Raw genomic sequence first — 12,995 nt, 5'->3', positions numbered from 1 at the left:
GTTTCCCGATAGGATTTTTCTGGAGTTAAGAGCTATTCGGCGGGCACCGACACGCGTTCGGCTTCGGCATCCAGTTCGGCCGCCTTGGCTTCGACGAGTTTGACAATATGATCGAGCATGGCATCAGATTGCACCGTGTGATCGGTCACGCCGGAAAGATACACCATGTGTTTGCCATTCCCGCCGCCGGTGATGCCGATATCGGTTTCGCGCGCTTCGCCCGGGCCATTGACCACGCAGCCAAGGACCGACAGTGACAACGGTGTCTTGATGTGGGCGAGCCGGTCCTCCAATGCCTGCACCGTGCGGATAACGTCAAAACCCTGACGCGCGCAGCTGGGGCAGGACACCACGCGGACACCGCGCGTTCTCAGCCCCAGTGATTTGAGAATTTCGAAGCCGACACGCACTTCGTCTTCCGGTTCTGCCGACAGCGAAACGCGGATCGTATCGCCAATCCCGGCCCACAGCAGATTGCCCATGCCGATTGAGCTTTTGACAGTACCGCCGATCAATCCGCCGGCCTCCGTAATGCCCAGATGAAGCGGGCAATCCACCGCATCGGCCAATTGCATATAGGCGCTGACGGCCAGGAATACGTCGCTTGCTTTCACGGCCACCTTGTATTCGTGAAAATCGTGATCCTGCAGCAGCTTGATATGATCGAGTGCACTTTCGACCAGCGCTTCGGGACAAGGTTCGCCATATTTTTCAAGCAGGTGCTTTTCCAGACTGCCCGCATTGACCCCGATACGGATGGCGCAGCCATTGGCTTTGGCGGCGCGGACAACTTCGGCGACCCGTTCGCCCGATCCGATATTGCCCGGATTGATCCGCAGGCAGGCCGCGCCCGCATCGGCTGCTTCCAATGCGCGTTTGTAATGGAAATGGATGTCCGCCACCAGCGGCACGCGCGCAGCCTTGGCAATCTTGCCAAACGCGGCGGTGCTTTCGACATCGGGGCAGGATACGCGGATGATATCGGCACCGGCATCCTCGCAGCGGCGGATCTGGTCGATCGTCGCCACCGGGTCGGATGTCGGTGTGTTGGTCATCGTCTGCACGGTGATGGGGGCATCGCCGCCCACCGGCACAGCGCCGACCATGATCTGGCGGCTCTTGCGGCGGTCGATATCGCGCCAAGGTCTGATAGAGGACATAACCTCTCTATAGAGACAGACTGTTGCGGGTGAAAGGCATCGTGTAGCGTTGGTGCGATTTTCGGTGTGAAGGGGACGGGTGTGATCGAACAGAACGCCACAGATTGGGCCGACGGCAAGGGGCCGCTGATCTTCGGGCGCGTGCTCGACGGAAACGGCGGGGGCCGGCCGATCGAATGGGAAGAAGCTGCAAACTGGAAACCGGGTGCGGCCGGCGAAGTCCTGTGGGTCCATTTGCGGCGCGACAATCCCGAAGTGCGCCCGTGGCTCGAAGGCGCAGCAGGTATTCCGCCAACCAGTGCTGCGCTGCTTGTATCGGACAGCACCCGCCCGCGGGCATTCCGCGAAGATGGCACACTGGTGGCGACGCTGCGCGGCATAAATTTCAATGCCGATGCGCAGCCCGAAGACATGATTTCACTGCAGCTGTGGTGCGATGGCGCGCGGCTGGTCACCTTGCGGCGCGCGCCCATGCAAACGCCGCGTGATGTGCTGGCGCTGCTCGATTCGGGGCGGGGACCCTGCGATGCTGCGGCTGCGATCACGCAGATTGTCGAACAGCTTGTCGCCCGGATGAACCAGTCGATTGTCGATATGAACGACAATATCGACCGGCTCGAAGATGCCGACCCTGATGAAAATACTGGCAAAATGCTTGAGCAAATCGCCAGTATACGGCGCAATACTCTTGCGCTGAAACGGCATATGTCGCCCCAGCACGAGGCGCTGGAGAAGATATCACGCGATGCGCCTGACTGGTTCGAGGACCATGACCGGCGCGAAATTGCGGAAACCATCGACCGGCTGCGGCGCTATCTCGATGATCTGGACATCAGCAAGGAAAGTGCGCTGGTCCTGCAGGACGATATTCGCGCGCGGGCGCTGGCGCGGTCCGACCGGACGAATTATCTTCTGACCATTGTGGCCGCGATCTTCCTGCCGCTCGGCTTTCTGACCGGGCTGCTGGGTATCAATGTGGGCGGGATACCCGGGGTTGATGATCCGCACGCATTCTGGATTGTGGTGGCCGGTTGCAGTTTCATCCTGATCGCATTGCTGATGCTGTTCAAATGGTGGAAGTGGCTCTAGCGGCTTGGCCCGGGCCGCGGCTATCCCGGACGCAATTCGAACAGCAGTTCGTCATCGCGGTGGTTGCCGACCATGAAGTGGATATCGGCGATTTTGGCAAAGCCGTATCGCTGATAGAAACGCTGTGCGCCGTGGTTTTCGCTCCATACCGATAGCTGGATGGCATCCTTGCCGCGGTGGTTTGCTTCGGCCAGCGCCCATTCCATCAATGCGGCACCAATGCCCTGACCGGTGGCGCCGGGCGCAGTGTAAAGCTGGTTGATCGCCATCGGGTCGCGCGCATCGGAATGTTGGGCATAAGGGCTGACGAGGCTGATCTTGCAATAGCCGGTCAGTGCGTTGCCATCGCTTGCCAGCCGGTACAGCCGATTGGGGTCGGCCATGTCCTGGCTGACCGCGGCGCGTGAATAGGCCGCGTCCAGAAAGGCATCCAGATCTTCGCGTTTGTATAAATGCCCGAAGGCCGCGACGAAGCTGCTGCGCCCCAGCGCAGCCAATGCGGGTATATCGTCCAACGAAGCGGGGCGCAGGATCATCATCCCGCGCCCCTAACTTTATTTGCCGTCAAATTGAAGTGACCGGCAGATCATGCGCCCGGTGGAAGCGGCTTCTTGCTGGTTTTGGCTACATTGTTGGCATCGGTATCCATCTGTTCGAGCTTGCGGCCCGCCCAGTCCCGGCCGCCAAGGCCAAACGCCAGCGATGCAGCCACTGCGCCGCCGATAACCAATGCGCCGAATGCGAGCCGGACAATGTCTTCGCCCACTCCCATGAATTGCAGACCCATGAATGTGAACAGCAACATCGCGGCATATTTCACCACACTGGCAGCCATGCCGGAACCGTCGGCTCCGCCGATCATCCGGGCGATCATTCCGGCAATCCAGTAACCGATCAGGATAACTGCCGCACCGAAGATAACCCGTCCGCCCAGTTCAAGCACTTGATCGAGGATGGCGGTCAGTTCGGGGAAGCCCAGCATACGCGTCGCCGCGATGGCAAAGAACAGTATGATTGCGATCTGTGTGACGCGGGCAATGATGCCCGTGGCCGTCGTGCCGGCTGGCAGGATATCGGCAGAACCCAGCGATTGATCCACGCCGAGACCGGTCAGGACTTCGGTCAGGATTTGCACCACGAACCGGCTGATAAGATAACCGATGCCGAGCAGGATTGCTGCGCCGATGATCCGCGGAATGGCATCGAAAATCAGTTGCAGCATATTGCTGGCAGGGCCCGAAACGCTGTCGAGGTTGAGCGTGTCGAGCGCCAGGATCGATACGAAAATCACGATCAGGGCATACAGGATCGTACCGATGGTCCGGCTGATTGTGCTGTTGCCGGTTGCGGTTTCGACCCCGCCCCGGTTGGCCCACTTGTCGAAATCGAGTGTCTGGAGTGCAGTCACCGCCAGATCGCGGACAATCCCCGCGACCATCAGGCCGATGAAGAATATCAGGCCGGCTCCGATAAGATTGGGGACCACCGCCATGATGCTGTTCAGCAAGGTCTGGACCGGTGTCATGACGCCGCCCAGATCAAACACCTGGAGCACCGCAAGCAGCCCGAAAAGCCAGATCAGAAGCGAAACGATCTTGCCCAGCGATTCGCCCAGACTTTGCCCGCTACCCGTGCTGCGCTGCAGCAACGTGACATTGTCCACGAGTTTGGCAAATGCCCATTTGGCAGCTTTTGCGAGCGCCCACGTTACGATCAGAATGACGGCTGCGATGCCGACTTTCTCGGCGATTTGCATCGCCATGTCTGAATCAAACCGGTAATTTCCTACTTGCACGATTAGTCTCCCCTTGTTTGTTAATCGACAACCTAGCACAGTTCGTCGCGCTTCCGAAGAGGCTTAAGCCCGCCTGCGGATAACATCCCGCTGGCAGGATTGATTTTATTGTGCTCTGCGCGGCATTTTTGCAGCATAGCGGCTGCAGCCAGCGCTCAGGAGGTTCGCATGACATCGACCGAAAAATCCCGCTGGAGTATCGCCATCCACGGCGGCGCCGGCACAATGACGCGCGAGCGGATGACGGGCGAGGTTCAGGCCGGTTACGAAGCCGCGCTGCAATCCGCCCTGGACGCGGGCAAGGCGGTTCTGGCGGCGGGCGGCGAAGCGCTTGACGCTGTTCAGGCCGCTGTCGTCGTTCTGGAGGATGACCCCCATTTTAACGCCGGTCGCGGCGCAGTCTTTACCTATCAAGGCGTGAACGAACATGACGCGGCGATCATGGACGGCCGCGACCGTACAGCCGGGGCCTGCACCGGCACCACCCAGGTCAGGAACCCGATCATTCTTGCGCGGTCCGTCATGGAAAACAGCCCGCATGTATTCCTCAGCCGCGAAGGCGCGGAAGTGTTTGCCCGCGAACAGGATATCGAACTGGTCGATCCCGACTGGTTTGCAACGGCAGAACGCTGGCGGCAGTTGGAAGAATTGAAATCAAAAAAGCTGGGCTGGTTCGATGTCGATCTGAAATACGGGACGGTCGGCGCCGTGGCGACGGATAAAAACGGCAATATTGCCGCCGGCACATCGACCGGCGGCCTTACGGGCAAGCGCTGGGGCCGGATCGGCGATTCCCCGATGATTGGCGCGGGCACCTATGCCGATAATCGCGCCTGTGCTGTGTCCGCGACGGGTGCGGGCGAGTTTTTTATCCGCGCAGGCGTGGCGCATGAAATCTGCGCGCGAATGCGGATGAAGGGCGAAACCGCTCAGGCGGCAGCCGATGCTGTGATTGCCGAAGTTGGCGCGATGGGCGGTGATGGCGGCGTGATTGTCGCATCCCCCGATGGAACAACCGCTTTTGCCATGAACACGCCCGGCATGTATCGTGGGCGTGCTGACAGCAGCGGGATTAATGAAGTCGCTATATTTTCAAGTAATCAGACCTAACCCGTAAAAAGTTGTTCGATTTGACTCCCTTTGTTTTTGGGGCCTATCAACACTTGTCCAATGACAATAGGGATTTCGATTCTTCCTGTTGATTGGACTTCTGGCAGGACCGATGGTGTATTGTTCCTGTGTCAGAGTTTGAGGGGCTAATACTATGAAATTTATTAATAAAGGTGCGATCATTGCTGCGTCCGCCGGGTTTGTCTTTGCCACCCCCGTGATTGCACAGGATCAGTATCCCATGACCGGCGGCGACTGGGTCGAAGTTTCCGCCATCAGCATCGATGATGGCCATGCGCTGGAATATGCCAACCATCTGGCTGCCCAATGGCGCCAGGGCCAGGATTATGCTGTCGCGCAGGGCTGGATTTCCAGTTACGAAGTTCTGGTCAACGTGCATCCCCGCGACGGTGAGCCCGACCTATATCTCATCACCCGGTTTGCCGATTTTGCGGATGAGGCCGAGAGCGAACGCCGCGGCAAGATGTATCGCGAGATGATGAAAAAGAACATCGCGACATTACAGGCAGAGTCCGGCGGCCGTGCGGAATTCCGCAAACTTATGGGCACCACCTTGATGCAGGAAATGAAGTGGCGCAAATAAGCGCGGCTTGACTGCGCGGGAGGGCAGCGGTTCTTCTCCCGTTCAGACAGGCCGGACCCAGGTAGCGGCGATGGCGCCCAGCGCGGCAAGAACCGCTGCGCTATCGGGTTCGACCTTGCTGTGCACTTCGGCCACTTTAAAATACCCCGCAATGATTACCGATTCGCCGCCAGGCGGGACGGCAAAGGCCAGATCGACGTAGATGCTGCCCATGCCTTGCGCAAAAGCGGTGCCGGTTTTGTCGCCGGAATCCCAGCCTGACGGAATACCGCCGCGAACGCGGTTCATTCCGGTCTGTGTCTCGCGCATCCAGCCGCGCAATATCGTGCGCTGCGGGCCGTCAAGCGCATCACCAAACAGCAGGTTGCCGACCGTTTGCGCCATTGCACGCGCGGTCGTCGTATCGCGCACTTCCCCCGGCGGAACATAATTGAGCGATGGTTCGGTGCGGTCCAGCCGGCTGACATCATCACCGATAGAGCGCCAGAACCCGGTAAGCGCGCCCGGCCCGCCCAACTGGCGGAGCACCAGATTAGCCGCTGCATTGTCGCTGGCGACAAGTGCGGCTTTCGCCAGTTCGCGGATGGTCATGGACCGGCCCACCAGCGGCTGCGTAACCGGAGAATAGGTGGTGATGTCGCTGTCCGCGATAGAAACCTTTGTGTCCAGCACCGCATCGCCCGCGCGCAAGGCCATCGCCGCCAGAGAAAGTTTGAACGACGAGCAATGGGCGAACCGTTCGTCAAGCCGGTTGCCCAGCATCTGCCCGCTGGCAGTGTCCAGAATTGCAGCGCCCAATATGCCCCCGCTTTCCATTTCGAGTGCCCGCAGACGCGCGCTGCCGTCGAACCCTTTTTCAGGCAAGGTGCAGCCGCGAAGTCCCACTGCAGCAATGCTGGCTGCAGCAGCCCCAAGCATGGTTCTGCGGTTCCAGTGATGATAATCTGTCATGTGAATTTGTCCGCCTTGCGTTTTCCGAAGCGCATATCCTGTTCCAGTTTGGCGCGCAGCCGGGCGTAAAACGCTTCCAGAAATGCGCGCTCGTCGCCATTACCGCTATTCCAGCCGAGTTTGCGGCAGATGGCATCGTGCACTGCTTCGATTGCTTCTGCGCGGCCCTCGCGCAATATCCGCTCGAGTGTCTGTAGCTCGTATTCACCATAAACACTCAAATCCGCCTCATCAAATACATAGTCAGCGGCGGTGACAATGCTCGGGCAGGCAGCAGATACGGCCCGTTTGGCGAACATGGCTTCGGCCAGTATCGGCCGCGGGGCTTCGATTACCCAAGTTCCCGCAATCAGATCGCCGGCGCGCAGATTATCGCGGTTGAACACCGGAAACAGCAGGAATATGGCGAACCAGCCGCCAGCTGCCCAGCCTGCCGCCCCCCCTTCGCCCGAGGGCGCACCCATGATGAACAGCAAAGGCATGAACAGCTCGATCTGCCGCAGAAGGTTGCGCGCCACGATCGCTTCTGCGGTCAGCCGCCTGGTCCCGTGCGCCGCGACGCGGATGCCCGTCAGCCTTTTCCCCGGTGTCGCACCGCGCGGCCCCATTTCGAAAAATACGAAATAGAAATTGTAAACCACGAAAGTGAAAATCATCCAGAAGACGATGATCAGTTCGATCGGTCCGCTGGTTTCTCCGCTTGCACCGAACACGCTGATGCCAGTCCACAGCAGCAGCAGGGCCGCCAGCAGCACAGCTGCATTGATAATCACAAAATCGATCAGTAGTGCTCCCGCGCGCGAACCGATTGTGGCCAGTGTTACCGGCACGGCGACGCCTTCGGGGGTCACCAGAGTGCGCGCGCGTTTTGCCGCCCCATCGCGCCAGTTTGCTGCCCTGCTCACGGCGCGCCTGCCGGCTTGCCGCGCCCGGCGGCGAGGAAATAAAGCATCCAGAACAGCAGCATCGCGGCGCCGATGGCGTATCTGGCCCGCATATCCGTGACTAGTTCACGCCCGAATGCTTCCAGAAGACCGGCTATGACCATCATGAAGACCACGCCGATCATGACCACTGCGGCGCGCCGTCCGGCCTCCGATGCGGCCGACATGATTGTGCGTTTGCCCGGAAATGCCATTGATCTGCCGATATGCATTCCGGCCGCGCCTGATAGCAATATTGCGAAAAGTTCGGTGGTCCCGTGAACCGAAAGCCACGCGGCAAATTCAGGCACAAGGTCCTGGGTCGAAAACAGCCATAGCATCGCGCCCAGCACCGCCATGTTGTGAACCAGCAGCATCACCGACGGGATGCCAAAAGCAAATCCCAGCGCAAAGGCGAGGATCGCGACCCGCGCGTTATTGTTGAACAGCATCGCGGAAAATGCCGACAATCCGGCGGCAGTATCCTGGCCCGCAAGCCCCTCCAGCAATTGTTCGCGGCTGGCACCTGGCACGCGGGTATCGGCGAATTGCGCGGGGACAAGCGCGTGATACCATCCGGTGCTGCGCGCAGCCAGCAACCAACCCACCGCAGTCCCGGCAGCCATCACCGCCAAAGCGATACATATTTCAAGCCAGATCTCGCGCACCGAACGGCTCCATCCGCCGCCCAGAAAACCGCTCAGCCAGTTGATAAAGCCGGTGCGCGGGCCATAGATCTGAAACCATGCGCGGCGAACCAGCGCCTCCAGATATGCGGTAACCGAGCTATCCAGCGATGTCTCGCGCGCGACCGAAAGGCTGGATGCGGCAGTCCGGTACAGCACGGGGAGATCGAGCACATCTGCATCGGGCAGCCGCCGCATCTTACCGCTTTCCATCTGCCAAAGGATTTTATCCAGCCGCCGCCAGTCGGCCTCACGTTCAAGCCTGAACCGGTCAGAGCGAAGTGCAGCGGCCTCGATATCGGCAGGCGGCACCACTTCCTTGCGCGCAAACGGATTGGGAAACGCCATCAACCGATTGCTCCTGACAGCTTGATCCTGAAATATCTGTCGATCAGCCGGCTGCCGACATCGGCATGGCCTGCCTCGACCACATCGACACCCATCTGCCGCAGCCGCTGCAGCACGACAGCGCGCTGCCGGGACAAGATATCGGCTGTAACCGCCATTGAAAGACTGCGAAGATCGCCGGGCACAGCGCCGCGAATTTCCGCAAGTTCGGCATCCTGCATGACAACAAACAGCACCAGATGTTTGTCCACCAGCCGGCCAACGCTTTCCACCATCAATTCTGCGCCTGTCGGATCATGAAAATCGCTGAACAGCACAATCAGGCTGCGGCGCTTCAGCCGCGCAGCCAAAGTTGCCAGGGCCAGTGTGAAGTTCGATTCCTCGAACCGGTAGTCCAGGCTGGCGGCGGCACTTTGCAGCTGACGGAATTCCCGTGCATTGGCGATGAACGGCGTGGCCATTTCTGGGCGCGCGGCAAATCCGAACAGTGCAACCCTGTCTCCGCCTTTCAGCGCGGCATAGCTGGCGGTCAAAGCGGCGCTGACTGCGCGGTCAATCCTCGGGATGCCGTCAACCGGCTCGCACATTGCCTGACCGCAGTCGAAAGCGAATACGATCTGGTTGTTGCGCTCGCTTTCGTTCTCGCGCGCATACAGGCGGGTGTGGCGCGCGCTGGCCTTCCAGTCGATCCGGCGGCGATCCATGCCGGGCTGATATTCGCTCAGCGCCTCGAATTGCGTACCCTCGCCGCGCATCCGGCGCGCAATCAGGCCAAATTGCGCATCGCGCAGGACTGTTTGCATGGCAGGGGACCTGACCGGTGAAAGGTCGGGCCAGATCCTGATCTCGCGGTTGATGTCCTGCTCGATCTGGCGGCAACCAAGCCCCAATGGCCCGCGCCAGCGCAGCCAGAGGCGTGTTATCGCTGCAGTACCGCGCCGCGCGGGCACCGGCTGCGCGCTGCCCCGCCAGCCGGTATCTCCGCGGACCAGCGGGATCTCGATCCGGCCCCCTGCTGACAGGCGCGGATCGCAGGCCAATGCCGCGGTTGCCCGGTGGCCGCCGCCGCCGATCACCGCCGCCACCTGAATTAACGCCGGGTTGGCGATTTCGGTATCGGCAGGAGCGTCCACCCAGACTTCCACCAGCCGGCCCGCCAGAAAGCCGTCCAGCAGCACCAGCACAAGCAGAGCCGCCGCAGCGGCTGGCGCGGCGATCCAGGCATCGGGCGTGGTTGCCGCGGCCAGCAAGGCGATCGGCGCGGCTGCGGCTGCTATCCATGCCGCTCTGGCCGAAGGGACAATCGGGAAATTCATCAAGTGCCTTATCGCGGCGCTTCTGTGCTTTCGACAAGCCCGGCGACAAGTTCCTCCATATCGCGGCCCTCGATCTCCGCCGCCGGCGAAAGCAGCAAACGGTGGCGCAGCACCGCCGCAGCCAACGCCTTTACATCGTCGGGGATCACATAACCGCGCCCCGAAAGCGCGGCGCGCGCGCGCGACGCACGGGCAAGCAGAACGGCGGCGCGCGGGCTGGCCCCCGATGCCAGATCGCCGTGTTCGCGGGTAGATCTGATCAGCCGGACGATATAATCGGTGATTTCCGGCGCTGCCGTGACTTCATCCAGCGCCGCAGCGGCTTCACCAAGTCTGGCGGAACTGGTGACCGCCCCAATGCCGTAATCGGCGGCGCGCGGCGGGCCGCCCTTATCCGCAAAGCGAGTGACAATCGCGGTTTCTTCGGCCTCACTGGGATACTCGATCAGCAGTTTGAACAAAAACCGGTCCAGCTGCGCTTCGGGAAGCGGGTAAACCCCTTGATTTTCAATCGGGTTTTGTGTTGCGAATACCGTGAACCGGTCCGGCAGCGCATGGGTTTCGCCGTCCAGCGTCACCCGCCGTTCCTGCATCGCCTCGAGCAGAGCGGCCTGCGTTTTCGGCGGGGTGCGGTTAATTTCGTCCGCCAGCAACAATTCGCGAAAGATCGGACCGCGCGTGAGTGTAAAACTGCTGGTCTGGAAGTTGAACAGATTGGAGCCCAGAATATCGCCGGGCAGCAAATCGGGGGTGAACTGGATGCGTCCGTAATCAAGTCCAAGTGCGCCCGCGAAACATTGCGCCAGAAACGTCTTGGCTGTTCCCGGTGGGCCTTCCAGCAGCACGTGACCCTGACTGACCAGCGCAACCAGCAGATGGTCGACGGTTTTGTCCTGACCGACAATCGCTTTGGCGACTTCGCTGCGGATTGCTGTGGCAAGCTCCTGCAACTGTTCGAGTGTCATGGTCATTGATACAACAGCCTCTCTATGGATTTGAGCGCTTGCGAGGCACGCAGCAACTCGCCCGGGTTACGCGATGTGCGCAATATCCGGGCATTATCGGCGAATGACGGGGCGTTTTTGATTCTGCCGGCCAATGCCCTGTCGAGCGCCGCATCATCCACCGTGTGTTTCATGCCCAATGCGGCCGCTATCCGTCCGGCGACAAGCACCGCATAGGGCGGACCGAGCAAATGGTATCGGCCCGTCTTGCGTATAATTGCCGCGGCATTGGTAACGAGCTGGTGTTTGCCGAACGCGATCGCGGGGCCTTCTGCCAATGGCGGCCCGAACCTGCGAAAACTGCGCCAGCCAACCGCGATCAAGGCGATCATCAGGCAAATTGTTGCGGCCAGAAACGGGGGTTCGAAGGCCAGCGTGAGCAAATTCTTTTGTGTGCCCAATCCGCTTAGCGTCATGTCGAACACAACCGGCAAATCGGCATCATCCATCGCTGCATCGACCAATGCGTGAACAAATGCGGCGTTGGCCTGCCCGGTGAAACCCCAGTTGTTGACGAGGTCGGGCTCTGCAATGATCACCAGCGGATATATGTCGTGATAGGACTTACCGGTTTTTCTGTCTGGCCCGCGTTCAGGTCTTGCCGCCGGTCTGCCGCCGCCGGCCATATCGCCCAGCGAAGGATAATCGCCGTCATCAAGGTAACCGGCCAGCGTTTGCCCCTTCGCATCGCGCGCAATGGCAGCAATCGCGCCCGAGGACATCGTCTGGATCGTTTCGGGGTCAGGCAGCGCTCCCTCGCGTCCGGGAGCAGTCCATGTTCGGCTTTCAACCCGAGAAATCTGGAGGTCGAGCGGCGCAGTGGCGGATATTCCTTCGGCCCAGCGCGGCACTTGCGCACCGATAATCTGGACCCAGCCTTCTTTCGTCGCTGTACCGGCCTGTGCCTGCCGCGGAATGGCCACCGCCTGCCATTTGGGTAACACCAGTATCGTCGGGCCAACGTACCGGCGATCCCCGATAATCTGTGCCAGCTGGCCTGCATCGGCGGAATGCGGCGGGGTCAATACAAGTAAGGCACCATCATCATGCGCGCTGCGGCTTCGCGACCGACTGACATCGTGCCCCTCTGCCTCCAGATATTCAGCCATTGCGTAATAACCGTTTAGCCCGCGCCCGCCGCCATGGCCGCCGCCATCATTGGGGGTATTTCCGGTCAGCCCTGCGCCGATAAAATACAGCATGGCAAAAAACACCGCCGCGCCGAAAACCAGCATGACAAGCACTGTTCGCGGATTGAACACGCCGGCGGATGATTGCGCGTTCATAGCCGCTCCAAAGCAAAGTCGGCATAGGCTGCGCGGGCGATCTGCCAGTCTTCTGCGCTGAGCCGGCGCAGCGCGAACAGGCTGTGTTCCACTTGTCGCGCGATGGTCGCAAAAGCGTGGCGCGCATTATCGGGAAGCGCCGCAAGTGCGGCAATCTCCCGCGCGGTGCTGGATGGCTCCAGCCAATCGGGGCGCGCGGCTGCGATCTGGCCAACGCTGCGTTTCAGCAGCAGGTGCGCCGCTTCGTCATAGTGTCCTTCCGCGGCCAAACGGTCAGCCTCGCTCAACAGCGCAAGCACATCTTCACGCTGCGGGGTCCATGCGTCATCCGCTTCGGCATCATCGGCCGATACACCGATCAGCGGCGCAACCAGACGCCAGACCAGCCAAAGCACCAGCGAGATGGCCAACGCCAGCAGCACCCATTTCAGGGCGGGCCAGAGATTGACGATCGTCTGCCCGACAGGCGCAAAAAGCTCGCCCAGCAGGTCGAAGAGATTTTGCAGCCATGCGGGGGGCGGGTCAGGGGCCTGCGGCTGGACGGGCGCAAATTGCAGGCTCTCGTCCGCGCGAATGTCGCGCCAGCTTTCGTCTCCGGCATTCCGGGCAGTTGCTGCGCCGGATCCAGTAGCCGGAACGACCTCCACCGGCGGAACAGCCGCATTGTTACCAGCCCCGGTGGTCACTGGGGCGCGGCTGCAAGGCGATAGTTGGCAGCAGACC

At 60.7% G+C, this 12,995-nt stretch carries 13 protein-coding genes; 3 read left to right on the top strand and 10 right to left on the bottom strand.

From position 1 onward, the window contains the following. Window positions 1-32: 32 nt before the first annotated feature. Window positions 33-1,160, bottom strand: a complete 1,128-nt coding sequence (gene ispG / locus WFP06_RS11450) for a flavodoxin-dependent (E)-4-hydroxy-3-methylbut-2-enyl-diphosphate synthase (protein WP_336987294.1) — start codon at window positions 1,158-1,160, stop codon at window positions 33-35. Window positions 1,161-1,241: 81 nt separating this feature from the next. Between ispG and WFP06_RS11445 the strand changes: the two genes are divergently transcribed. Further along, the gene (locus WFP06_RS11445) at window positions 1,242-2,249 is read left to right on the top strand and encodes a zinc transporter ZntB (RefSeq protein ID WP_336987293.1); all 1,008 of its coding nucleotides are present in this window, start codon (window positions 1,242-1,244) and stop codon (window positions 2,247-2,249) included. A gap of 20 nt (window positions 2,250-2,269) precedes the next feature. Here WFP06_RS11445 and WFP06_RS11440 read toward each other — a convergent pair whose 3' ends face one another. Continuing rightward, window positions 2,270-2,788 (bottom strand): GNAT family N-acetyltransferase, encoded by a 519-nt coding sequence (locus tag WFP06_RS11440; RefSeq protein WP_336987292.1) that lies wholly within the window; start codon window positions 2,786-2,788, stop codon window positions 2,270-2,272. A 47-nt stretch (window positions 2,789-2,835) separates the two neighbouring features. Continuing rightward, window positions 2,836-4,044: a mechanosensitive ion channel gene (locus tag WFP06_RS11435; RefSeq protein ID WP_336987291.1), complete on the bottom strand. Its 1,209-nt coding sequence runs from the start codon at window positions 4,042-4,044 to the stop codon at window positions 2,836-2,838. Window positions 4,045-4,212: 168 nt separating this feature from the next. Here WFP06_RS11435 and WFP06_RS11430 point away from each other — a divergent pair, with 168 nt between their 5' ends. Both WFP06_RS11430 and WFP06_RS11425 read left to right on the top strand, forming a co-directional pair. Further along, window positions 4,213-5,154 (top strand): isoaspartyl peptidase/L-asparaginase family protein, encoded by a 942-nt coding sequence (locus tag WFP06_RS11430; protein WP_336987290.1) that lies wholly within the window; start codon window positions 4,213-4,215, stop codon window positions 5,152-5,154. 154 nt (window positions 5,155-5,308) lie between these two features. Beyond that, window positions 5,309-5,758 carry a hypothetical protein gene (locus tag WFP06_RS11425; protein ID WP_336987289.1) on the top strand — a complete coding sequence of 150 codons (450 nt, stop codon included), beginning with the start codon at window positions 5,309-5,311 and terminating at the stop codon, window positions 5,756-5,758. Between the two features lie 42 nt (window positions 5,759-5,800). Here WFP06_RS11425 and bla read toward each other — a convergent pair whose 3' ends face one another. Genes bla through WFP06_RS11390 form a run of 7 tightly spaced genes read right to left on the bottom strand, consistent with a single transcriptional unit; the run spans window position 5,801 to window position 12,958 of the window. Beyond that, complete coding sequence (bla, locus tag WFP06_RS11420) at window positions 5,801-6,709, bottom strand: class A beta-lactamase (protein WP_336987288.1); 909 nt, start codon at window positions 6,707-6,709, stop codon at window positions 5,801-5,803. Beyond that, window positions 6,706-7,614, bottom strand: coding sequence for an RDD family protein (locus WFP06_RS11415; protein WP_336987287.1), 909 nt, complete (start codon window positions 7,612-7,614; stop codon window positions 6,706-6,708). The genes bla and WFP06_RS11415 overlap by 4 nt, the downstream gene beginning before the upstream one ends. Beyond that, entirely contained in the window at window positions 7,611-8,666 is a 1,056-nt protein-coding gene (locus WFP06_RS11410; protein ID WP_336987286.1) for a stage II sporulation protein M, read from the bottom strand. The genes WFP06_RS11415 and WFP06_RS11410 overlap by 4 nt, the downstream gene beginning before the upstream one ends. Next, window positions 8,666-9,982, bottom strand: coding sequence for a DUF58 domain-containing protein (locus WFP06_RS11405; protein WP_336987285.1), 1,317 nt, complete (start codon window positions 9,980-9,982; stop codon window positions 8,666-8,668). Before WFP06_RS11405 ends, WFP06_RS11410 begins: the two co-directional genes overlap by 1 nt. Before the next feature lie 8 nt (window positions 9,983-9,990). Further along, the gene (locus WFP06_RS11400; protein WP_336987284.1) at window positions 9,991-10,953 is read right to left on the bottom strand and encodes an AAA family ATPase; all 963 of its coding nucleotides are present in this window, start codon (window positions 10,951-10,953) and stop codon (window positions 9,991-9,993) included. After that, window positions 10,950-12,272 carry a DUF4350 domain-containing protein gene (locus tag WFP06_RS11395; protein ID WP_336987283.1) on the bottom strand — a complete coding sequence of 441 codons (1,323 nt, stop codon included), beginning with the start codon at window positions 12,270-12,272 and terminating at the stop codon, window positions 10,950-10,952. The genes WFP06_RS11400 and WFP06_RS11395 overlap by 4 nt, the downstream gene beginning before the upstream one ends. Then, window positions 12,269-12,958: a hypothetical protein gene (locus WFP06_RS11390; protein WP_336987282.1), complete on the bottom strand. Its 690-nt coding sequence runs from the start codon at window positions 12,956-12,958 to the stop codon at window positions 12,269-12,271. The genes WFP06_RS11395 and WFP06_RS11390 overlap by 4 nt, the downstream gene beginning before the upstream one ends. Window positions 12,959-12,995 lie beyond the last annotated feature (37 nt).

The sequence above is a fragment of the Altererythrobacter aquiaggeris genome (assembly GCF_037154015.1).
Lineage (GTDB): Bacteria > Pseudomonadota > Alphaproteobacteria > Sphingomonadales > Sphingomonadaceae > Aestuarierythrobacter > Aestuarierythrobacter aquiaggeris.
Note: the sequence above shows the minus strand (reverse complement) of the source record. Positions and strands in the feature narration are given on the sequence as shown.

Excerpts from the sequence above, each read along its gene's own strand:
- ispG (WP_336987294.1), bottom strand. The coding sequence starts at position 1,160 with ATGTCCTCTATCAGACCTTGGCGCGATATCGACCGCCGCAAGAGCCGC.
- WFP06_RS11440 (WP_336987292.1), bottom strand. The coding sequence starts at position 2,788 with ATGATGATCCTGCGCCCCGCTTCGTTGGACGATATACCCGCATTGGCT.
- WFP06_RS11430 (WP_336987290.1), top strand. The coding sequence starts at position 4,213 with ATGACATCGACCGAAAAATCCCGCTGGAGTATCGCCATCCACGGCGGC.
- WFP06_RS11425 (WP_336987289.1), top strand. The coding sequence starts at position 5,309 with ATGAAATTTATTAATAAAGGTGCGATCATTGCTGCGTCCGCCGGGTTT.
- bla (WP_336987288.1), bottom strand. The coding sequence starts at position 6,709 with ATGACAGATTATCATCACTGGAACCGCAGAACCATGCTTGGGGCTGCT.
- WFP06_RS11410 (WP_336987286.1), bottom strand. The coding sequence starts at position 8,666 with ATGGCGTTTCCCAATCCGTTTGCGCGCAAGGAAGTGGTGCCGCCTGCC.
- WFP06_RS11405 (WP_336987285.1), bottom strand. The coding sequence starts at position 9,982 with ATGAATTTCCCGATTGTCCCTTCGGCCAGAGCGGCATGGATAGCAGCC.
- WFP06_RS11400 (WP_336987284.1), bottom strand. The coding sequence starts at position 10,953 with ATGACCATGACACTCGAACAGTTGCAGGAGCTTGCCACAGCAATCCGC.
- WFP06_RS11395 (WP_336987283.1), bottom strand. The coding sequence starts at position 12,272 with ATGAACGCGCAATCATCCGCCGGCGTGTTCAATCCGCGAACAGTGCTT.